Source organism: Methyloversatilis discipulorum (genome assembly GCF_018780585.1).
GTDB classification, from domain to species: Bacteria; Pseudomonadota; Gammaproteobacteria; order Burkholderiales; family Rhodocyclaceae; genus Methyloversatilis; species Methyloversatilis discipulorum_B.
The window spans coordinates 463,945-484,646 of sequence record NZ_JADMJL010000016.1; the positions used below are offsets into that span (position 1 = coordinate 463,945).

General features: G+C 67.6%; 16 protein-coding genes. 7 read left to right on the forward strand and 9 right to left on the reverse strand.

Translation table 11 applies throughout. The features are described 5' to 3' along the window. Positions 1-448: 448 nt before the first annotated feature. Genes rsgA through IV112_RS08230 form a run of 3 tightly spaced genes read right to left on the reverse strand, consistent with a single transcriptional unit; the run spans position 449 to position 2,911 of the window. Positions 449-1,333 (reverse strand): ribosome small subunit-dependent GTPase A, encoded by an 885-nt coding sequence (gene rsgA / locus IV112_RS08220; protein WP_304002720.1) that lies wholly within the window; start codon positions 1,331-1,333, stop codon positions 449-451. Positions 1,334-1,337: 4 nt separating this feature from the next. Continuing rightward, the gene (locus IV112_RS08225; protein WP_304002723.1) at positions 1,338-1,676 is read right to left on the reverse strand and encodes a 4a-hydroxytetrahydrobiopterin dehydratase; all 339 of its coding nucleotides are present in this window, start codon (positions 1,674-1,676) and stop codon (positions 1,338-1,340) included. Positions 1,677-1,678: 2 nt separating this feature from the next. After that, positions 1,679-2,911, reverse strand: coding sequence for a M48 family metallopeptidase (locus IV112_RS08230; protein ID WP_304002725.1), 1,233 nt, complete (start codon positions 2,909-2,911; stop codon positions 1,679-1,681). Between the two features lie 140 nt (positions 2,912-3,051). On the opposite strand from IV112_RS08230, the gene orn reads away from it, so the two are divergent. After that, positions 3,052-3,600, forward strand: a complete 549-nt coding sequence (orn, locus tag IV112_RS08235; protein ID WP_304002728.1) for an oligoribonuclease — start codon at positions 3,052-3,054, stop codon at positions 3,598-3,600. A 4-nt stretch (positions 3,601-3,604) separates the two neighbouring features. Next, positions 3,605-5,221: an NAD+ synthase gene (locus IV112_RS08240; protein WP_304002730.1), complete on the forward strand. Its 1,617-nt coding sequence runs from the start codon at positions 3,605-3,607 to the stop codon at positions 5,219-5,221. A 49-nt stretch (positions 5,222-5,270) separates the two neighbouring features. Here IV112_RS08240 and IV112_RS08245 read toward each other — a convergent pair whose 3' ends face one another. Both IV112_RS08245 and IV112_RS08250 read right to left on the reverse strand, forming a co-directional pair. Continuing rightward, complete coding sequence (locus tag IV112_RS08245) at positions 5,271-7,616, reverse strand: tetratricopeptide repeat protein (RefSeq protein ID WP_304002732.1); 2,346 nt, start codon at positions 7,614-7,616, stop codon at positions 5,271-5,273. Next, positions 7,613-9,466, reverse strand: a complete 1,854-nt coding sequence (locus tag IV112_RS08250) for a tetratricopeptide repeat protein (RefSeq protein WP_304002734.1) — start codon at positions 9,464-9,466, stop codon at positions 7,613-7,615. The genes IV112_RS08245 and IV112_RS08250 overlap by 4 nt, the downstream gene beginning before the upstream one ends. Before the next feature lie 230 nt (positions 9,467-9,696). On the opposite strand from IV112_RS08250, the gene IV112_RS08255 reads away from it, so the two are divergent. Continuing rightward, positions 9,697-10,035, forward strand: a complete 339-nt coding sequence (locus tag IV112_RS08255) for a P-II family nitrogen regulator (protein WP_019917638.1) — start codon at positions 9,697-9,699, stop codon at positions 10,033-10,035. 19 nt (positions 10,036-10,054) lie between these two features. On the opposite strand, the gene IV112_RS08260 is transcribed toward IV112_RS08255, so the two are convergent. Together IV112_RS08260 and trxB are read right to left on the reverse strand one after the other, a co-directional pair. Next, the gene (locus IV112_RS08260) at positions 10,055-10,633 is read right to left on the reverse strand and encodes a Smr/MutS family protein (protein ID WP_304002737.1); all 579 of its coding nucleotides are present in this window, start codon (positions 10,631-10,633) and stop codon (positions 10,055-10,057) included. A 21-nt stretch (positions 10,634-10,654) separates the two neighbouring features. Then, a complete protein-coding gene (gene trxB / locus IV112_RS08265; RefSeq protein WP_304002739.1) occupies positions 10,655-11,611 on the reverse strand; it encodes a thioredoxin-disulfide reductase in 957 nt (318 codons plus the stop codon). Positions 11,612-11,961: 350 nt separating this feature from the next. On the opposite strand from trxB, the gene IV112_RS08270 reads away from it, so the two are divergent. The 4 genes from IV112_RS08270 (at position 11,962) to IV112_RS08285 (ending at position 17,042) form a co-directional block, all read left to right on the forward strand. Then, the gene (locus IV112_RS08270; RefSeq protein ID WP_019917642.1) at positions 11,962-12,585 is read left to right on the forward strand and encodes a Crp/Fnr family transcriptional regulator; all 624 of its coding nucleotides are present in this window, start codon (positions 11,962-11,964) and stop codon (positions 12,583-12,585) included. Between the two features lie 200 nt (positions 12,586-12,785). Beyond that, entirely contained in the window at positions 12,786-15,017 is a 2,232-nt protein-coding gene (locus tag IV112_RS08275) for a DNA translocase FtsK (RefSeq protein WP_304002795.1), read from the forward strand. Next, complete coding sequence (gene lolA, locus IV112_RS08280; RefSeq protein WP_304002743.1) at positions 15,014-15,655, forward strand: outer membrane lipoprotein chaperone LolA; 642 nt, start codon at positions 15,014-15,016, stop codon at positions 15,653-15,655. Before IV112_RS08275 ends, lolA begins: the two co-directional genes overlap by 4 nt. A gap of 40 nt (positions 15,656-15,695) precedes the next feature. Next, entirely contained in the window at positions 15,696-17,042 is a 1,347-nt protein-coding gene (locus tag IV112_RS08285) for a replication-associated recombination protein A (RefSeq protein WP_304002797.1), read from the forward strand. Between the two features lie 117 nt (positions 17,043-17,159). Here IV112_RS08285 and IV112_RS08290 read toward each other — a convergent pair whose 3' ends face one another. Further along, positions 17,160-19,949: an AAA family ATPase gene (locus IV112_RS08290; protein WP_304002745.1), complete on the reverse strand. Its 2,790-nt coding sequence runs from the start codon at positions 19,947-19,949 to the stop codon at positions 17,160-17,162. A gap of 53 nt (positions 19,950-20,002) precedes the next feature. After that, complete coding sequence (locus IV112_RS08295; RefSeq protein ID WP_304002749.1) at positions 20,003-20,701, reverse strand: hypothetical protein; 699 nt, start codon at positions 20,699-20,701, stop codon at positions 20,003-20,005. Between the last annotated feature and the right edge of the window lies 1 nt (position 20,702).

A 20,702-nucleotide genomic window follows, 5' to 3' on the forward strand; every position in this document is an offset into this window, starting at 1 on the left:
TCTGTGGGAGGGGTCTTCTGACCCCGACTGCGGCTTGTATCGAAGTCGGCGGTCTGCAGCGGCCGCGTCGCGGCCAAGGCCGCTCCCACAGGATCGTGCGCGATTCGCCGCCGAAGCCGGGGCGGCGGGTTTCTGTGGGAGGGGTCTTCTGACCCCGACTGCGGCTTGTATCGAAGCCTGTGGACCGCAGCAGCCTTGTCGCGGCCAAGGCCGCTCCCACAGGATCGCACTCGATTCGCCGCCGAAACCGGGGCTTGGGTTTCTTTGGGAGGGGTCTTCTGATCCCGACTGCAGCTTGTATCGAAGTCGGCGGTATGCAGCGGCCCTGTCGCGGCCGAGGCCGCTCCCACAGGATTGCGCCCGATTCGCCACCGAAGCCGGGGTTCGGGTTTCTGTGGGAGGGGTCTTCTGACCCCGACACGGCCTCGCGCACGCGCGGAGGCGATGATCAGTACTGCGGGGCGGCTGCAGTGGTGATTTCGTGGCGCAGCAGGTGATACAGCGCCAGGCGGTCAGGCGCGACGTGGTCGCGCAGGCCGCAGCCCGGTTCGCTGTCGTGCGCGCAGTCGCGGAAACGGCAGCTGCCGAGATGGGCGCGGAAATCCGGGAAGGCCTGTTCGAGGTCGTTTACGTCGAGCTGGGCGAGGCCGAATTCCTGCAGGCCCGGGCTGTCGATCAGCGCGCCACCGCCGTCGAGCGCGTAGAGCTTCGCGTAGGTGGTGGTGTGCTTGCCCGAATCGAGTGCCTGCGACACCTCGCGCGTCGCGGCGCGCGCTTCGGGGACCAGCGCATTGACCAGCGTCGACTTGCCCATGCCGGACTGGCCGGTGAACACGCTGGTGTGCTCGCGCAGGAAGGGGCGCAGTGCGTCAGCACCCTCGACCGCGCTCATTTCGAGCACTTCGTAACCCAGCGCGCGGAACGGTGCGAGTGCGGCGCGGGCGGCGTCGAGCGAGGCGGTGAGGTCGCACTTGTTCAGCACGATCAGCGTCTGCAGCTGCTGTGCTTCGCACGCGACGAGGATGCGCGAAATCAGTTCCGGGCTGAACGACGGTTCGGTGGCGACGACGATGGCGACCAGATCGACGTTGGCGGCCACCATCTTCTGCTTCCACATGTCCTTGCGGTAGAGCAGGCTGGTGCGCGGCAGCACTTCGGCGATGCGCGCCTGATCTTCGCCCTGGATGTCGAGCAGCACGCGGTCGCCGCAGGCGATATCCGACTTCTTGCCGCGCGGGAAGGCCTGCACTTCGCGGCCGTCCTCCAGCCGCGCGACGTAGTGCCGGCCGTGGGCCGACACGATGCGGGCGGCCGGCTGCAGAGTTTTTTTCAAACCGTCAGGCGGCGTCGCGCATCGCCTCGATGCGGGCGGCGCAGATCAGGTCGTTGAGGGACACGCCGCGCACGCTGTGCGTGGTGAACACCACGCGTACGCGGTTGGCGCCGAACATGATGTCCGGGTGGTGGTCTTCGGCCGCCGCCAGCGCGGCCACCTGGTTCACGAAGGCGACGGTCTGCGCGTAGTCGGTGAACTGGAAGTCCTTGGCGATGTGCTTGTCGGTTTCGATCCAGCCGCGCAGGTCCTTCAGGGCCGCGGCGAGCGCCTCGCCCTCGATGCGGCGGTGGGCGCCCTTCTGCGGTGTGCAGTGTTGTTGTGCGAGTTCTTGTGCGGTCATCGTCAGGTGGATTGCAGCCGCGCCACGCGCAGCGCGGCCGGCGGGTGGGAATCGTAGAACTGCGAATACAGCGGGTCCGGCGTCAGCGTCGAGGCGTTGTCGCGGTACAGCTTGACCAGCGCGGTGACCAGCCAGTCGGCGCGGGTCTGTGCCACGGCGTAGGCGTCGGCCTCGAACTCGTGCTTGCGCGACATCAGCGACAGCAGGGGCGACAGCGGGAAACTGAATACCGGGATCACCAGCGCGAACAGCGTCAGCGCCATCGCGTCGCCCTGTGACGACACGCCCAGCTGTTCGAAGAACCACGGCGCGTCGACCAGCCAGCCGAGCAGGGCGAAGAAGGCGAGACTGCCGGCGGCGATCCAGCCGACGCGCTTCCAGATGTGGTGGTGCTTGTAGTGGCCCAGCTCGTGTGCCAGCACCGCTTCGATCTCGTCGCCGCCGAGGCGGTTGAGCAGGGTGTCGAAGAACACGATGCGCTTGCCCTTGCCGAAGCCGGTGAAGTAGGCGTTGCCGTGCGCCGAGCGGCGCGAGCCGTCCATCACGAACAGGCCGTCGGAGCGGAAGCCGCAGCGCTCAAGCAGCGCCTCGATGCGGCTGCGCAGCTCGCCTGCCGGCATCGGTTCGAACTTGTTGAACAGCGGTGCGATGAAGGTGGGGTAGAGCACCATCATGGCGAGACTGAAGGTGAGCCAGAAGGCCCATGCATACACCCACCAGGCGGCGCCCAGGCTGTCCATGATCCACAGCACCGCGGCGACCGCCGGTGCGCCGATGGCGGCACCGATCAGGCCGTGCTTGATCTGGTCGCCGAAGAACATGCCCAGCGTCATCTTGTTGAAGCCGAAGCGCTGTTCGATCACGAAGGTGCGCCACATGAGCACCGGCAGGTCGATCAGCGACGAAGCGAAGGCGACGATGCCGATGAACACGAGGTCACGCACCATGCCGTCACCGGCGAGGCGGCCGGCCAGATCGAACATCCATTGCAGACCGCCGCCCAGCGTCAGCACCAGCAGCCACAGCGCGCCGATGACGACGTCGGTGCGGCCGAGACCGGCGCGCGCGACCGTGTAGTCGGCGGCCTTCTGGTGGGCATCGAGCGGAATCGCTTCGCGGAAGGCGACCGGCACTTCGCTGCGGTGGGCGGCGACGTGGGCGCGGTGACGGGTGGCCAGCCACAGGCGCACGCCGGTGGTCAGCACGAGAGCGGCGACGAAGATTTCGGTGAGCATGGTGGGTTGCCTCGGGTGGATGCGGTTCCGGTCAGGATCAGAGTCAATTTAGACTCAGTCCAGGTCACGCGAGTGTGACAAAATCGGGCCGATCCGCGTTCGGACGAACGCATTAATCCCGCTTGGAAATTTTCTCGATTATGGCACAGGACCCCACACATCTCGTCTGGCTGGACATGGAAATGACCGGCCTGGATCCGGACAACGACCGCGTGATCGAACTGGCCTGCGTGGTCACCGACGCCAATCTCGAAGTGATCGCGGAGGGCCCGGTGCTGGCGGTGCATCAGTCCGACGAAGTGCTCGGCGGCATGGACAGCTGGAACACCGCCACCCACGGCAAATCCGGCCTGACCGAGCGCGTGCGCGCCTCGACGCTGGACGAGAACGAAGCGGCCGCGCAGATGATCGCCTTCCTCAGTCAGTACGTACCCGAGCGCACCAGCCCGATCTGCGGCAACTCGATCTGCCAGGACCGCCGCTTCCTCGCCCGCCACATGCCGACGCTCGAAGCCTGGTTCCACTACCGCAACCTCGACGTGTCCTCGCTGAAGGAACTGTGCAAGCGCTGGCGGCCGCAACTGGCTGCGCAGTTCAAGAAGGCGCAGCGGCACGAGGCGCTGGCCGACATCTACGAATCGATAGACGAACTGAAGTTCTACCGCGAACACTTCCTGCGCATGGAGTGAGGCGATGAGCACTCTTCGCATCGCCGTTGCGCAACTGAACTGCGTGGTCGGCGATCTCGACCACAACGCCGCGCTCATCCTCGACGCCGCGCACCGCGCGTCGGAGCAGGGCGCCGACCTGCTGCTGACGCCCGAACTGGCGCTGTGCGGCTACCCGCCGGAAGACCTGCTGCTGCGCCCGGACTTTCACCGCGCCTGCGCGCACGCGCTGGCCCGCATCGCTGCCGAGGCACCGCGTGATCTGGCTGTGCTGGTGGGGCACCCGCACGCGAGCGGCGAGTGCCGCTACAACGCCGCCAGCGTGATCCGTGGCGGCCGCGTCGAGGCCACCTATTTCAAGATGCGCCTGCCGAACTACGAAGTGTTCGACGAGGAACGCTACTTCGACGCCGGCACGCAGCCGCTGGTGATCGACGTCAAGGGCGTGCAGGTGGGCGTGAACATCTGCGCCGACGTGTGGGAGGCTGGTGCGGCCGAGGCCGCCGCGGGCGCCGGCGCGCAACTGCTGGCCGTGCTCAACGCCTCGCCCTATCACCTGAACAAGCCGGTCACCCGCGAACAGGTGGTGGCCGAACGCGTGCTCGCCACCGGCGTGCCGGTCGTCTACTGCAATCTGGTCGGCGGTCAGGACGAACTGGTGTTCGACGGCGCCTCGTTCGCGCTCGACCGTCGTGGTCGTTTGGCGTGGCGCGCACCGCACTGCCGCGAACATTTCGCCACCGTTGAATTCAGCGCCGGCGACATCGTTGCTCAGCCACTGCCGCCGCAGACCACCGTCGAGCAGGACTGTTACGAAGCGCTGGTGCTGGGCGTGCGCGACTACCTCGGCAAGAACGGCTTCAGGTCGGCGCTGATCGGCCTGTCAGGTGGCGTCGATTCGGCGCTGACGCTGTGCATCGCCGTCGACGCCATTGGCGCCGAGCACGTGCGTGCGGTCATGATGCCGTCGCCCTACACCGCGCAGATGAGCCTCGACGACTCGCGTGAGCTGGTGCGCAATCTCGGTGTGCGCTACGACGAAGTGTCGATCGCCCCCGCGATGCAGACCTTCGAGCAGATGCTGAAGCCCCTGTTCGGCGACGCCGCCGCCGACACCACCGAAGAGAACGTGCAGGCGCGCGCCCGGATGATCATGCTGATGGCACTGTCGAACAAGACCGGCGCCATCGTGCTCACGACCGGCAACAAGAGCGAAATGGCGGTCGGCTATTCCACGCTCTACGGCGACCTCGCTGGCGGCTTCGCGGTGATCAAGGACATCTACAAAACCTTCGTCTACCGCCTCTGCGCCTGGCGCAACAGCCAGCGCCACGACATTCCGGACAACATCCTGACCCGTGCGCCGTCGGCCGAACTGCGTCCCAACCAGACCGACCAGGACAGCCTGCCCGCCTACGAAATCCTCGACGCCATCATCCAGGCCTACATGGAGCGCGATCAGTCGCCGCGCGAAATCGTCGCCGCCGGCTTCGCCGAGAATGACGTGAAGCGGGTGATCGGGCTGTTGAAGCGGAACGAGTACAAGCGCCGCCAGGCGCCGCCGGGGGTGCGGGTGACCGAGCGGGGGTTCGGGAAGGATTGGCGGTATCCGATCACCAATCGTTACCGGGACGAGCACTGAGGCGATCGCGGGCGGGGCGACGCGGTCCGCGGACCCGCAGAGTGGAGTCTCAGGGATCGCTCACCGCCGCCGCGAAATCCGGCATTTTGGTCAGGATGTCGTTACGCAGTGACTGTGCTGCGGCGACGTTCTGCTGGCGCAAACCGAGGTAGCTGCTGCGCAGGCCGGCGGCGTCGCGCGCATTGGCGTGCACCAGTGCTTTCACGTGCCAGGCGTTCAGGAAGCCGGGGTAGCGCGCAGTCAGGCGGTCAAGCACCGCGATGCCCTTGGCAAACTGCCTGTTCTGTCCGTAGGCCTGGCCGAGGAAGAACTGGCCGTCGGGCGACTCGGGTGCCAGTTGCTCGGCGCGCTCCAGCACTTCGATCGCGCGGCCGACCTCCCGCTTCAGCATCAGCGCGTGACCCAGATTGATCCAGCCGTTGACGGTCTGAGGGTCGAGCCGCACCGCGGCTTCGAGCGCTTCCACGGCCTCCGCCGGGCGGCCGAGCAGAATCAGCACATAGCCTTTGCTGCTCCAGGCCGGACCAGCGGTGGGATGGAGCTTTGTTGCGCGTGTCGCGTATTCGAGGGAGCGCGTGTGATCCTGGTCGCGGCCGTATTGCGCGCAGCGGGCGAGCAGCACTTCGAGACCTTCAGGCGCGGCCGCCTCGGCGCGCGTCAGTGCAGTGCGCGCTTCGTCCACCAGTCCGGCACGCAGCGCTGCCTCGCTCAACGCGATCTGGTCTGGCGCGGTGGCGCCGGGCAGACGGACCAGGCTGCGAGCGCTGGCAAGTGCGCCGGGCCAGTCGCCGAGCTGGCTCTGCACCTGGTTCAGCTCGCGCAGGGCCGCTGCGTCATCGGGGTGACGCGCAACGACCCGTTGACGCAGTTTCGCGGCCCCCGCGCGGTCGCCGGTGTTCGCCAGATGCCGGGCGAGGCTCAACTGCGCTTCGCGATGATCCGGATCGCGCGCCAGTACCGCGTCGATCATCTTCCGCCCCTCTTCGGTCCGCCCGCTGTCCATCAGGATGGCGCCCAGCGGCGCCGCGGCATCGTTGGAGGCGGGTGCGATGGCGAGCGCCTTGCGCAGTGCCTGTTCGGCCTCGGTATAACGGCTCTGCGCCAGCGATTCGTGCGCAAGCGCGATCAGCGTCGCCACGTTCTCGCTGCCGGAACTTGCGGTCGAGAGCACCGCGCGCGCCTGGTCGGTCTGTCCGGCAGCCTTCAACGAACGCGCAAGTGCGGCCGACCACGACACCTGCCCCGGCTGGTGCCGCAGGGCGATGCGCCAGGCGCGGGCGGCTTCGGCTGGCCGGCCGAGCGCGTCGTGCGATTCCGCCAGCAGCGCCCAGGCGTCGTCGTCATTCGGGCTGCGCTTGATGGCCTGATTCGCCAGTTCGTGGGCGGCGCGCGCGTCACCTTGCCGCATCCGCCATCGGCCTTCGACCCGATACGGGTAGCCGGAAAGGGGCAGGGCCTCCTTGGCACGGGCGAATGCGGCCGCGGCTTCCGCCGGGCGTTTGCCGACGAGCCGGACGTCGGCCAGTTCGACCCAGGCGTCGGCGTTGCGCTCGTGCAGTTCGAGTGCGCGCAGCTGGTCGCGCTCGGCTTCGTCGTAGCGGCCGAGGTTCATCCTGGCCAGCCCGCGCAGGCGCCAGGCCTCGGACGCATCGGGCAGCGCGTCGATCCAGCGGCTTGACCATTCGGCCAAGGCAGCCATGTCTCCCGACGAGCGCAGCCGCTCTGCCTCGTCCGCCCAGCGAGGTTCGGCCTCGGGTACGACGAAGGGTGGCGGCGGCGCCGTTCCTCGCTGGGCGAGGTCGCCGATCCATTCGACGGGCAGCGCGATATTGGTGTTCTGTCCCGCCACCATGGTGCCGGTGGTGATGCCGACCAGCCGGCCCTGGTCGTCGAACAGGCCGCCGCCGCTGGAGCCCGGCGACAGCGATGCCGACACGACGATGATCGGGGCGCTGTCGCCTGTCAGCAGATTGGATACCAGGCCACTGCTGACCGAGACACCCAGGCCGAGCGGGTTGCCGATCGCATGGACCCGATCGCCGATAGCGAGCGTGGCGCCCGCCCGCAGCGCGACCGCGGGCGCGTCGAGCATGTCGACTTCGAGCCGGCACAGGTCGCGCTCGACATCGCCGAGGGTCCAGCGGGCGTTGTGGGTCTTCTTGCCGTCATTGACCGAGATCGATTTCGCGTAGCGGATGACATGGCAATTGGTGATGACGGTTGCGCGTGCGATCACCACTCCGCTGCCTTCGCCGGCGATACGGTCCTCGATGTCGATGGCACGGACGGTCACCACCCCGGACAACGCGGCATTTACCGATGCCGCCGGTGGCGTGTCGGCAAAGGCGGGCAGGCCGTGGGCGGCGAGCAGCAGGAAGAGGGCGCGGCGCATCATCGCGTGATCTCCAGCGGCACGATGCAGCAGAGGTAAGCAAGTTCGGCGCGCTCGCGATCGAGTTCCCGCAGCCGGCCGTATGCCCGGCGGGCGTCTTCGTGGCGATCGAGCTTGTAGTAGACCTCGACCAGCGCTTGCCAGACCTGGATCTGCGACGTGTCGATCGAGATGGCGTGCTCCAGGGATTTCACCGCGTCGGCATTCCGGTTCGTGCTGGCGTGAATGAATCCGATCTGCCGCCAGCCGTCGGGATCCTTTGGGAAGTCCTGGGCCCAGCGCTTGAAGATGTCCATCGCTTGGTCGAAATGTGCGGAGTCCTTCAGCGCGAGACCGAGCCGCCAGCGCCACAGGGGTTCTTCCGGCGACAGCGCGATCGCCTTGCGGAAGGACGCAATCGCCTCCGCCCATCGCTGCTGGGCATACGCGTTCTCGCCGATCGCGGACCACACCCAGGCGGGTGACCGGGGTTTGTGCTCAAGGCTGAGCCTTAACACGCGCGACGATTCCTGCGGGCGCCCGAGCGCCGCCAGCGCGCGGCCGCGGAAATAGAGCAGATCGCCATCGGTATCCGCCGACGCACCTTGCCCGAGGATGAGCTCCAGCGCCCGTTCGGGCTTCCGGGCCGCCAGGTATGCGTCGGCGAGTCGCATCACTGCGCCGGTGTCGTTCCGCGCGAGGTGGTGCGCTCGCCGGCGATAGTCGAGCGATGCCGCGGTGTCGCCGCGGAGCGCTGCAATGTGGGCGAGGCCGTCAAGCGGGCCACCCGACCACGGGTACAACTGCTGAGCGTGACGGTAGGACGCTTCCGCTTCATCAAGGCGTTTCGCCATCCCTTGCGTGTAAGCCAGCATCAGCCACGCGTCCAGCTCGTCGCCGAAATCGGCAGTCAGCCGCCGGGCAGCGGTCAGTGCGTCGTCGGTCTTCTGCTGGCCGATCAGGGTGCGGCACAGGCCGAAGGCCGCCTGACGATGGCTGGCGTCCAGCGCGAGTGCGGCGCGATAGGCGGCCTCGGCCGCCGGCGTTCTGTTCAAGCCCTCGTTGGCCTGTGCTTTTGCGATCTGCGCGTCCACGCTCGTGCGGTGACGCTTGGCCCAGCGATCGGCGTGCTGCAGCAGTTCGGTCCATTTCTGCTCCGCGACCAGGCGCTCGGCCTCGGCGGCAAGGCGTGACTGTTCCTGGGCGGCCGCGTCGATGACGGCGGCGCGCTGGGCAACGCCGGCAAGCTGGCGCGCCTCGATGGCGAAATTGATGTTCTGGCCTTCGCGCCTGGACGTTTCGATCATGCCGATCAGTGCGCCGCTGGCGTCGAACAGGCCGCCACCTTCGGAGCCCGGGGAGATGGCTGCCGTGAACTGGATGCGCCGTTCGTTGTTGGCACCGCGTATTGCCGACACGACGCCCTCGGAAATGCCGGTGCCCAGTCCCAGGCCGTTACTGACGGCATAGACGGTGTCCCCGGCCGACGGCAGGCCGGCGAGCTTGGGGGCCGGCAGCTTGCGGGCCCCGTCGGCGACCAGCGCACACAGTGCGTTCTGCGCGTCGCGCGACTCCAGTCGTGCAACGAAGAGCGTGCTGTCCTTGCGCAGCTGCAGGGTGTGCTGTTGCGGATTCCAGCCGGTTTCGCAGCGGGTGACGAAACGACCGCCGCCCAGGGACAGCGCACTGGCGACGGCCTCGGCAACGCCGTTTTCGTCCTGCAGATGCAACTCGTACACGCTGGACGAGGCGCGCTCGAACACGGCGCGTGGGCCGGACCCTGCGTTGGCGGACCCCGGCAGCATCATGGCGACTGAAATCAGGACGACGGTCTTCGTGCGCAGCGTGCTGTACGGGGCGGTGAGGGCGGACATGGCGTACTCTGGCGCAGGCGACAGCGCGCATTATGCCGTCGGCTTGGCTCAGTACTTCGTCATTGTCGGCCGCGGTGTTGCCTTTATCACTGAGTGGCGCAGATGTCTCTGTCCATCATTCGCCCGGCGGACGGGATGTGCGATTGAAGCTGGGACCCGCCGATGCAGGGGGTGCCGACGGCAGGCTCATAAGCCTTTATACTTCGCGGCCTCACCGAGGAGACTCCCGCATGAAAAAGATCGAAGCAGTCATCAAGCCTTTCAAGCTCGACGAAGTTCGCGAAGGCCTGTCTGAAGTCGGCGTGACCGGCCTGACGGTGACTGAAGTAAAGGGTTTCGGCCGCCAGAAGGGCCATACCGAGCTGTATCGCGGCGCCGAGTACGTCGTCGATTTCCTGCCCAAGATCAAGATCGAGGTCATCGTTGCCGACGAGACGGTCGAGCCGGCGGTCGAGGCCATCATCAAGGCGGCGCGCACCGGCAAGATCGGCGACGGCAAGATTTTCGTGATGCCGGTCGAACAGGTGGTGCGCATCCGCACTGGCGAATCGGGCGAAGCGGCGATCTGATTCCGCGCCGGGCCGCCGCTCAGTCGCGTGCGGCCGGCTTCAGCAGAACCATCAGCGCCCCGGCCCCACCCTCGTGCGGCCGGGCCTGACAGAAGGCCAGCACTTCCGGGCGGTGCATCAACCAGCCCAGCACCAGTCCTTTCAGCACCGGTTCCCGCCCGGGCGACCCCAGTCCTTTTCCGTGGATCACCCGCACGCAGCGCATGCCGCGACGGTGTGCGTCGTGCAGGAACTCGACCACCAGGTCGTGTGCCGCGTCGCGCGTGGCGCCGTGCAGGTCGATCTGACCCTGCGACACCCAGCGTCCGCGCCGCAGGTCGCGCAGCACCTGCCGCGTCAGCCCGGTGCGCAGGAAAGAGGGCTCCTCGCCGCCTTCCAGCCGCAGGTCGATCGACAGCGGTCCGCGCAGCGACTCGGCCAGAACCGACATGTCGTCCGCCTCGCGCTGCAGCGGCCAGGCGCGGGGCGGCGGCGTTTCGAGCAGTACGCGGTCAGTGGTGATCGGCTGTACGCCGACCACCGCCTGCCGGAACAGCGCGATGTCCTCTTCGCTGGGCAGTACCGGCGCCTTCGGGTGGCGCCGCTTTTTCGACGACATGAAGTCGCGCGCCCACGGGGTTCAGGCGAGGCCCAGACTGTCCAGATAGCGCTCGGCGTCGAGCGCGGCCATGCAGCCGGTGCCGGCGCTGGTGACCGCCTGGCGGTAGATGTGGTCCTGCACGTCGCCGGCGGCGAATACGCCCGGAATGCTGGTCGCGGTGAAATTGCCGTTGCGCCCGGCCTGGGTGACGATGTAGCCGCCTTCCATGTCGAGCTGGCCTTCGAACAGCTGGGTGTTCGGCTGGTGGCCGATGGCGATGAACACGCCGGCGAGCGCGACGTCCTCGGTCTTGCCGTCCAGCGTGGACTTGATGCGCATGCCGGTGACGCCGGTCTTGTCGCCCAGCACTTCGTCCAGCGTGCTGTGCCAGCGTATGGTCACCTTGCCCTGCTTTTCCTTCTCGAACAGCTTGTCCTGCAGGATCTTCTCCGACTTGAACTTGTCGCGGCGGTGCACCACCGTCACATGGCGCGCAATGTTGGCCAGATACAGTGCCTCCTCGACCGCGGTATTGCCGCCGCCGATGACCGCCACGTCCTGGTTGCGGTAGAAGAAGCCGTCGCAGGTCGCGCAGGCCGACACGCCCTTGCCGGCGAACGCTTCTTCCGACGGCAGGCCGAGGTATTTGGCGCTGGCACCGGTGGCGATGATCAGTGCGTCGCAGGTGTACTCGCCGTTGTCGCCGACCAGGCGTATCGGCTTTTCCGTCAGGTGGGCGGTATGAATGTGGTCGAACACCATTTCCGTCTCGAAGCGCTCGGCGTGGCGCTGGAAGCGGGCCATCAGATCCGGGCCCTGCACCCCTTCGGCGTCGGCCGGCCAGTTGTCGACGTCGGTCGTGGTCATCAGCTGACCGCCCTGGGCCAGACCGGTGATCAGCACCGGCTTGAGGTTGGCGCGGGCGGCGTAGACGGCGGCGGTGTAGCCGGCCGGCCCCGAACCGAGGATGAGGAGACGGGAGTGACGTGCAGCCATGGCGGAAATCCGTTCGTTTTGTTGGGTGTGGAGGGTGACGGAGGATTATAGCGATCAGTCCGGCGACTGCCTTCGGGCCTCAAGTTCCTGTGACCCAGGTCCGATACACATGACAGATATTGGGGCAGTTTGTTTCCTGCGTGAAAAACTACCTATAATCAGGGCCGCTTCAGTGTTTGTGGCTCAGAATGGCCGAACGGTCGCAGCGTTGCGACTTCGGCAATGACCACAGGCGCGACGATCCATTCAAAGCGGCGCAGCCTGTCCCCCCGTCCGGCATGCCCGTATCAGGAGGTCTTTTGATGGTAACGGCTCACCCCGTTTCAATTACCGCTCTGCGGACGTTTTCGATGTTCAGCGGTCTGCCCGACAGCAGCCTCGAACCGGTTGCCAAGGTCGCGAACATGCGGCGTGTGCCGCGCGGCTCGATCGTCGTGCGTGCCGGTGACAAGACGGATTTCGTATATCTGGTGCTTTCCGGCAGTCTCAAGGTGCTGGTCAGCGACGAGGAGGGCCGCGAGGTCATCCTGTCGATGCTGGGCCCGGGCGAACTGTTCGGCGAAATGGGGGTGCTCGACGACAATCCGCGTTCCGCCACCGTGGTGACCGTGGTGCCGAGCGACCTCATCGTGATCGCCAAGAGCGATTTCAAGCGCGTGCTGCAGGAGAACTTCGAAGTGTCGATGTTCATCATGCGCAATCTGGTGGCCCGTCTGCGCACCGCCGACCGCAAGATCGAAAGCCTGGCGCTGATGGACGTCTATGGCCGCGTTGCACGCCTGCTGCTCGAAATGGCGGACGACGTGAATGGCGAGAAGGTGGTGAACCGCAAGATTTCGAAGCAGGACATCGCCAAGATGATCGGCGCGTCGCGCGAGATGGTGTCGCGCGTGATGAAGGATCTGCACCTGCAGGGCCTGATCGAGGAAACCAACGGCAAGATCCTGCTGCGCGAGCGGCTCGAAACCGTCTGATTCCCGCAGCCCGTGTGGCTGCGTACGATTGAGCACACGGGCCGCAGATGCGGCCCGTGTGCTTTTGCAGGCCGTCCGCCTGCGCGCCGGCTGACATCGTCATCCGCTTATATAATCCCGCTTTGTTTTTCCCGGCACCGCACCGTTTCCCCGTGGCGAAAGACGCTCAGCAACTTCCCCTTCCCGAACGCATCGCTGCCGTGCTGCACGAAGCACGCTGGCTCGTGCTGGCCGCGATCGCGCTCTACCTCGTCATGGTGCTCGGCGGATACGACCGCGCCGATCCGGGCTGGTCGCACGCCTCGGTGGTCGAGCAGCTGCACAATCCGGGCGGCCGCTTCGGCGCCTGGCTGTCCGACCTCGCGCTGTTCCTGTTCGGCCTGTCGGCCTGGTGGTGGGTCGTCATGCTGGTTGGCGGCTGCGTCTGGCTGTCGCGCAGCGCCGACCGGCGCGAGGACAGGCGGCCGCTGTTCGTCGCGCTCGGCGGCTTCCTGCTGGTGCTGCTGGCGAGCTGCGCGCTCGAAGCCATCCGCTTCCACAGCATGGGTGCCGAACTGCCGGTCGGGCCCGGCGGCATGGTCGGCATCGAACTTGGACGGCTGATCGCTGGCGCTTTCGGGTTCACCGGCGGCACGCTGCTGCTGCTGGTGACGCTGGGCGTCGGCCTCAGCGCGATGACCGGCGTGACCTGGCTGCGCGCCGCCGAAACGGTCGGCCGCGCGCTTGAACTGGCGTGGTTCGCCAGCCTGAATGCCTGGGCGCGCTGGCGTGACCGTCGCGTCGGCCAGCAGGTGGCGGAGCAGCGCGAAGCGGTGGTCGAAGCCGAGCGACGCAAGCCGACGCGCCGGCGCGAACCGGTGCGCATCGAGGTGCCCGAGGTCGAAGTGCAGAAGTCGGAGCGCGTCGAGAAGGAGCGGCAGCAGACGCTGTTCGCCGACCTGCCGGGTTCGCTGCCGCCGCTGGCGCTGCTCGACGAAGCCAAGGCCGACATCGACCCGCCCAGCCCGGAATCGCTGGAACTCATTTCGCGCCAGATCGAACGCAAGCTGGCCGACTTCAACGTCGAGGTGAAGGTGCTGGCCGCCTATCCGGGCCCGGTCATCACGCGCTACGAAATCGAGCCGGCGACCGGCGTCAAGGGCAGCCAGATCGTCAATCTGGTGAAGGACCTGGCGCGCGCGCTGTCGGTCATGAGCATCCGCGTCGTCGAGACGATTCCGGGCAAGAGCTGCATGGGCCTGGAAATCCCGAACACCCGGCGGCAGATCGTGCGCCTCTCCGAGATCCTCGGTTCGGCCGTCTATCACGACATGGCCAGCCCGCTGACCATGGCGCTCGGCAAGGACATCGGCGGGCAGCCCATGGTGGCCGACCTCGCGCGCATGCCGCACGTGCTGGTCGCCGGTACCACTGGTTCAGGCAAGTCGGTGGCGATCAATGCAATGATCCTGTCGCTGCTGTACAAGGCGGATCCGAGCAAGGTGCGGCTCATCATGGTCGACCCGAAGATGCTCGAACTGTCGGTCTATGAGGGCATCCCGCATCTGCTGGCACCGGTGGTGACCGACATGCGACACGCTGCCAACGCGCTGAACTGGTGCGTCGGCGAGATGGACCGCCGCTACAAGCTGATGTCTGCGATGGGCGTGCGTAACCTCGCCGGCTACAACAGCAAGATCACCGACGCCGAAAAGGCCGGCACGCCGCTGACCAATCCGTTCTCGATCACGCCGGAAACGCCGGAACCGCTGTCGACGATGCCGATGATCGTCGTCGTGATCGACGAACTGGCCGACCTGATGATGGTGGCCGGCAAGAAGATCGAGGAACTGATCGCACGGCTGGCGCAGAAGGCGCGCGCGGCCGGCATCCACCTGATCCTCGCGACGCAGCGCCCGTCGGTCGACGTGATCACCGGTCTGATCAAGGCCAATGTGCCGACGCGGATTGCCTTCCAGGTGTCGAGCAAGATCGATTCGCGCACCATCCTCGACCAGATGGGCGCCGAGGCGCTGCTGGGGCAGGGCGACATGCTCTACCTCGCACCGGGCACCGGCGTGCCGACGCGCGTGCATGGCGCTTTCGTCGCCGACGGCGAAGTGCACAAGGTGGTCGAGCACCTGAAGACCACCGGTGCGCCGGACTACGTCGAAGGCATCCTCAGCGGCACCGGTGACGACGAGGGCGGCGAACTGTTGCTCGACGGCGCAGGCGGTGGCGGTGCCGACGGCGAGTCGGACCCTTTGTACGACCAGGCGGTCGAAGTGGTTCTGAAGACCCGGCGACCGTCGATTTCGCTGGTGCAGCGCCATCTGCGCATCGGCTACAACCGTGCGGCGCGGCTGATCGAACAGATGGAACGGTCGGGTCTGGTGTCTCCGATGAACGCAACCGGCGGGCGCGAAGTGCTCGCACCCGCCCGCGAGGAATGACCATGACTTCAAGCTTCCGCGGCTGCATCGCCGCCATCGCGCTGGCGCTGCCGCTGTCGGCCTTTGCCGCCGGCGCGATCGATCAGCTGCGCACCTTCGTCGAATCCACGCAGTCCGGCCGCGCCACCTTCGACCAGCAGGTCACGGCCAAATCCGGCCGCAAGCCGCAGAACGCCAGCGGCACGATGGCTTTCTCGCGTCCTGGCAAGTTCCGCTGGACCTATGACAAGCCTTACTACCAGCTGCTGGTCGGCGACGGCGAAAAGCTGTGGGTGCATGACCGCGACCTGAACCAGGTGACGGTGAAGACGCTCGGCGACGCGCTGGCGTCGACGCCCGCTGCACTGCTGGCCGGCCGCAACGAACTGGAAAAGAACTTCGACCTCAGCGAGGGCGGCAGCGAAGAGGGGCTGGACTGGGTCGACGCGAAGCCGAAGGCGAACGAGGGCGGTTTCGAGGCGGTGCGCATTGGCTTCAAGGACGGTCTGCTGCGCGGCATGGTGCTGCGTGACAGCTTTGGCCAGACCACGAAACTGCGCTTCACCTCCTTCGAGCGCAATCCGGCTATCGATCCGGCGCAGTTCCGCTTCACGCCGCCGGCCGGTGCAGACGTCATCAGCGACGACGCGAAGAAGTGAAACCGGGCCTGGGCGATCCGCAGTGACTGACCTTTTCGGCATGCCGGACGAGCCGGCGCCACCCGCGCGCGCGGCCTCGACCGCGACCGAGGCCCGTGCCTCGGCCAACGCGCCGCTGGCCGAACTGCTGCGCCCGAAAACGCCGGACGAGGTGATCGGCCAGCAGCACCTGCTCGGCCCGGGCAAGCCGCTGCGCCTCGCCTTCGAATCCGGCATCCCGCATTCGATGATCCTGTGGGGCCCGCCCGGCGTCGGCAAGACCACGCTGGCGCGGCTGATGGCCAACGCCTTCGACGCCGAATTCACCGCGCTGTCGGCGGTGTTCTCCGGCGTGAAGGACATCCGCGAGGCGATGCAGCGCGCCGAGACGGTGGCCACCAACACCGGGCGGCGCACCATCCTCTTCGTCGACGAGGTGCACCGCTTCAACAAGGCACAGCAGGACGCCTTCCTGCCCTACGTCGAATCGGGTGTCGTCACCTTCATCGGCGCCACCACCGAGAACCCGAGTTTCGAAGTCAATTCCGCGTTGCTGTCGCGCGCTTCGGTCTATGTGCTGCAGAGCCTGACCGAGGACGAAATGGTGACGCTGTTCGAACGCGCGCGCGACAGCGCGCTCGGCGGCCTGAACTTCGACGAGGACGCGCGCACGCGGCTGATCGGCTTCGCCGACGGCGACGCCCGCAAGCTGCTGAACCTGCTCGAACAGCTGGGCACGGCCGCGCGCACCGCCAAGGTCGATCCGGTCACCGCGGCCTTCGTCGATAGCACCTTGTCGCGCAACCTGCGCCGCTTCGACAAGGGCGGTGACGCCTACTACGATCAGATATCGGCGCTGCACAAGTCGGTGCGCGGTTCCAATCCGGACGCGGCGTTGTACTGGTTCGTGCGCATGCTCGACGGTGGCGCCGATCCGCTCTACCTGGGCCGGCGCATCGTGCGCATGGCGGTCGAGGACATCGGTCTGGCCGACCCACGCGGCCTCGAAATTTCGCTGCAGGCCTGCCAGACCTACGAGCGCCTCGGTTCACCCGAAGGCGAACTGGCGCTGGCGCAGGCCGTCATCTTCCTCGCCTGCGCCGCCAAGTCGAATGCCGTGTACATGGCCTACAACGCGGCGCGCCGTTTCGTCGCCGAGGATGGTTCGCGACCGGTGCCGCTGCATCTGCGCAACGCGCCCACCAAGCTGATGAAGAACATGGGCTTCGGCGCCGAGTACCGCTACGCGCACGACGAAGAGGGCGGCTACGCGGCCGGCGAGCGCTACCTGCCGGACGGCATGAAGGACATGCAGTGGTACCAGCCGACCGACCGCGGCATGGAAGCCAAGATCGCCGAAAAGCTTAACTGGCTGCGCGAACAGGACCGCAAGGCCCGCGGCGAGTGATCGCGGCGCCTGCGCCGTCGCGGCCAAGGCCGCTCCCACATTGATCGCCCCCGATCCAATGCCGAAGCCGGGTTTCTGCAGGAGGGGTCTTCTGACCCCGACAGCGACGGTGGCGCGCTATTTCGCCCGCTTCAGCACGCCGATCGGCGGTGCCCAGCCTTCGCCCGGCGCCTTCTTGCTGGTGACCAGCGTGAGCTGGGCTGGCGCGAATACGTTGGCATTGTGGGTGACCGGTGTGGTGATCAGGTACTGCGCACGGGTGGCACCGAGGAAGCGGCCGACGCGGTCGATGTTGGCGACGTCGAGGTGGGCGAAGGGTTCGTCGATGAACACGAAGCCACCCGGTCGGGTGTCGTCCATCAGCAGCGCGATCAGCAGGATCAGCGACTTCATCACCTGCTGGCCGCCGGACGCTTCGCCGTCGTTGAGGCCGACCGCGCCCTTGCGGTCGAAGTCGAAGCTCACGTCCAGCCCGGCTTGCGCCAGCGACAGGTCGTCGTTGTCCAGATGCGGCGTCGGGCAGTCGACGCCGACGCCGGCCAGGTCGCCGAGCGCGCGCAGGTTCTTCGCATACTGGCGGACGGTGGCGCGCAGCTTGGCGATGTAGGCCGAGCGCGCGTCGTCGGTCAGGCGGCGTGCGGTGGCGCAGTAGCCCTGGCGGGCGGCGTAGTCCTGCTCGCGCTTGGCCAGGTCGTCACGCAGGCGCTCGCGCAAGGTGAGCGCCGACGGGTCGGTGATCCAGTCGCCACGTGCCAGCAGCTCGCGCAAGCGGCCCAGCTCGCGCCGTGCCGCGCGGGCGTCGCCGTAACGCTCGGCCAGCTGCGCCAGTTCCTGCGGGTCCAGCCAGTGCGCCGGCATGCCGCGGCGGCGCGCGCGCAGCTGCAGCAGGCGGCGCGCCTGCTCGTTGCGGCGCGGTGCCGACTCCTGCGTCAGCTCGCGCAGGCGGCGACCGGTGTCGTCGATCTCGCGGCGACGACGGTCGGATTCGACCTCGATGCCGCGCAGGTTCTCGTTCAGCCGTTCGACCTCGCGGCGGGCGGCATCCCGCGCTGCTTCGGCGGCTGCGCTGCGTTCGCGCGCGGCCGGCTGTGCCTGCGCAGCGGCGGCAAATTCGGCGCTGCGTTCGGCCAGCAGCGTGGCCGACTGCAGACCGAGCAGGCGGGCGCGCAGTGCCTTCAACCGTTCGCGCGCGGCGTCGAGCTGCGGACTGAGTTCCCGCCGCTGGTTGTCGAGCGCGGCGATGTCGGCGCCGAGCTGAGCGATGCGCGCCTGGCGCGCCAGTTCGCCGAAGTGGAATTCGGCGGGCCGGCCGAGGTGGCGGGCGCCGCGGCGTTCCTTGTGATAGCCGTCGCGGGTGATCCATTCGGCGTCGCGCGGCAGAGTGCGCGCCGCCTCGGCGTCGTCGACGCGCTGCATGCGGTTCAGCAGGTCGCACAGCCAGCGCGGTACCGGCGCGGCGAAGCGCACGACTTCGGCCAGCGAACCGGCACGCGGCGCGGCCGCGCTTTCGCGTTCGCCGACGATGAAGTGGCGGAAGCGCGCGCGTTCGCCCAGTGCCCACGCGGTGTGGCGGTCCTCCTCACGTTCCAGCAGGATGAGGTGGCGGTAGGGCCGCAGCACCGCTTCGAGTGCCGCCTGCCAGGCGGTGTCGGTCACCTCGACCACGTCGGACAGCGCGCTGTGCGCGATGCCGGCTTCGTCCAGCCCGGCGCGGAATTCACTCACTTCGCGGTCGCTCGGTGCGCCGCGGCGTTCGCGCGCGGCGCGCAGCGCCTCGGTCTTTTCCTCGAAGCGCAGCACCAGTGCGCGTTCGTCGGCGGCCAGCCGGGCGGCGGTCGATTCCGCCTCGGCGTGCTCGGCTTCCAGCGCCAGCGCGTCGGCGCCGTGTTCGCTGGCGACGCGTTCGCGCAGCTTGCGTTCCTCGTCGAGCAGGCGCTCGATGTCACGCAGCGCGTCGTGCGCGGCCAGCTGTTCGGTCTCGGTGGCCTTCTCGGCGGCGCGTGCGGCATCCAGCGCCGACTTTGCGGCGTCGCGCTCGCCCTTCACCGATTCCAGCCGCGCCGACACGGCGTCGTGCTCGACCTTCAGGCGACGCAGGTCTTCGCGTAACCGCGTCAGTCCGCTGCGTTCGCCCTCGATGTCGCGACTCAGTTCGGCCACTTCCAGCCGCGGTACGATTTCGGCCTCCAGCGCGTGCGCCTCGTCCGAATGCTGCTTCCATTCGAGGTAGTTGTCGGCTTCCATGCGCTTGGCTTCGGCCTGGGTGCGCAGGCGGTCGAGGTCGAGGCCGATGCTCTCCAGTTCGCGCTCGGCGCTCTTCTGCTCCTCGCGCGCGGCCTGGTAGTTGTCCAGCACCTCCTTGTCGCCGAACACGTCGAACACGAGGTCGAGCAGGGCACGCGGCGAGTACTCGCACAGCTTGTCGGTGTCGCCCTGTTCGAGCGACAGCACCTTGGCGATGGCCGGTGTCAGGCCGCCCCAGGCGAGGCGGTTCTGGTAGTCGCGCAGGCCGGCCCAGTCGCTGCCGGCTTCCAGCTGTTCGATCGCCACATTGCCGTCGACGATGGCGTAGTCGCGCGTCCAGTCCCCGCCAGCGCGCTTGATGCGGCAGGCCAGCGTCACTTCGTCGTGGATGCAGGGGAAGAAGGGGCGTTTGCCGGTGCCGCCCGGCACATTGGCGACGACCGCGCGTATCCAGGCGAAGTCGCGGTCGGCGCGGCGGACGTAGCGGCGGAAGTCACGCTTGCCGGAACAGCGCAGCGCGAACAGCGTGCGCAGCGCGTCGAGCAGCGTGGTCTTGCCGGAGCCGTTGGGGCCGACGATGGTGATGATCTGGGCGTCGAGCGGCAGCGTGAAGCGGCGCCAGAAATCCCAGTGCACCAGTTCGAGTTGCTTGATGTGGAACATGGTCGTGGATCGTCAGCGCGAGTGAAGGGGGCGTCGGAACGGGGTCTGCGTCATCATTCTTCGCCGTCCTCGTCGGCCTGCGCGTCCTGCGCCAGTTCGAAGGCGTTGGCTGCAGGCAGGCGATGGCCGGCCTCGGCCAGCACGTCGGCCAGCGTGCCGTGGATGACGCGGTCGGCCAGGATGCGGTAGTCGAGCAGCACGTCGAGCAGCGGGCCTTCGAGCACCTGGCCGCCGCGCCGCTCGATGAAGCCGAGGCGGGCCAGCTTGCCCAGTGCGAAGTTGAGCTTGGTCTTGCCGCCGAGGCGGTTGCCAAAGTCGGCCGCCAGCGACGCTTCGGACAGCGCGCCCGATACGGTCTCGCCGTGCTCGACCGGCGTTTCGGCGCCGAACATGTCGTCCTGCCCGTCGTCGTGCAGGCTGCGGCGGTTCACCTGACGCTCGCGCTTCGGCAGCACGATGAGCGCCCAGATCACCATCAGCCAGGCCAGCTCGTCGCGCGTCAGGCCGACGTTGGACGCCGCGTACTCGCGGCCCTGACCGAACACCGGTTCGCGCATGTCTTCGGACAGGCCGACCGCGATGTGCGCGGCATAGGGGTTGTCGAGCAACTGCAGGCCGACCGTGGCCAGCCGGTTGTCCAGCGCGTGGCGGAAGCTGTCGTCGACCAGCGCGCGCCGCGCCAGCACGTCGGAGCGCGGGATCGAGCGGTGTGCCAGCAGGCGGGCGGTGAGGGTGCGCAGTTCTGTTTCCATC

Coding starts and splice junctions, on each gene's coding strand:
- IV112_RS08270 (WP_019917642.1), top strand. CDS start 11,962: ATGTTCAGCGGTCTGCCCGACAGCAGCCTCGAACCGGTTGCCAAGGTC.
- IV112_RS08250 (WP_304002734.1), bottom strand. CDS start 9,466: ATGTCCGCCCTCACCGCCCCGTACAGCACGCTGCGCACGAAGACCGTC.
- trxB (WP_304002739.1), bottom strand. CDS start 11,611: ATGGCTGCACGTCACTCCCGTCTCCTCATCCTCGGTTCGGGGCCGGCC.
- IV112_RS08285 (WP_304002797.1), top strand. CDS start 15,696: ATGCCGGACGAGCCGGCGCCACCCGCGCGCGCGGCCTCGACCGCGACC.
- lolA (WP_304002743.1), top strand. CDS start 15,014: ATGACCATGACTTCAAGCTTCCGCGGCTGCATCGCCGCCATCGCGCTG.
- IV112_RS08295 (WP_304002749.1), bottom strand. CDS start 20,701: ATGGAAACAGAACTGCGCACCCTCACCGCCCGCCTGCTGGCACACCGC.
- IV112_RS08225 (WP_304002723.1), bottom strand. CDS start 1,676: ATGACCGCACAAGAACTCGCACAACAACACTGCACACCGCAGAAGGGC.
- IV112_RS08245 (WP_304002732.1), bottom strand. CDS start 7,616: ATGATGCGCCGCGCCCTCTTCCTGCTGCTCGCCGCCCACGGCCTGCCC.
- orn (WP_304002728.1), top strand. CDS start 3,052: ATGGCACAGGACCCCACACATCTCGTCTGGCTGGACATGGAAATGACC.
- IV112_RS08290 (WP_304002745.1), bottom strand. CDS start 19,949: ATGTTCCACATCAAGCAACTCGAACTGGTGCACTGGGATTTCTGGCGC.
- IV112_RS08230 (WP_304002725.1), bottom strand. CDS start 2,911: ATGCTCACCGAAATCTTCGTCGCCGCTCTCGTGCTGACCACCGGCGTG.
- IV112_RS08240 (WP_304002730.1), top strand. CDS start 3,605: ATGAGCACTCTTCGCATCGCCGTTGCGCAACTGAACTGCGTGGTCGGC.
- IV112_RS08260 (WP_304002737.1), bottom strand. CDS start 10,633: ATGTCGTCGAAAAAGCGGCGCCACCCGAAGGCGCCGGTACTGCCCAGC.
- IV112_RS08255 (WP_019917638.1), top strand. CDS start 9,697: ATGAAAAAGATCGAAGCAGTCATCAAGCCTTTCAAGCTCGACGAAGTT.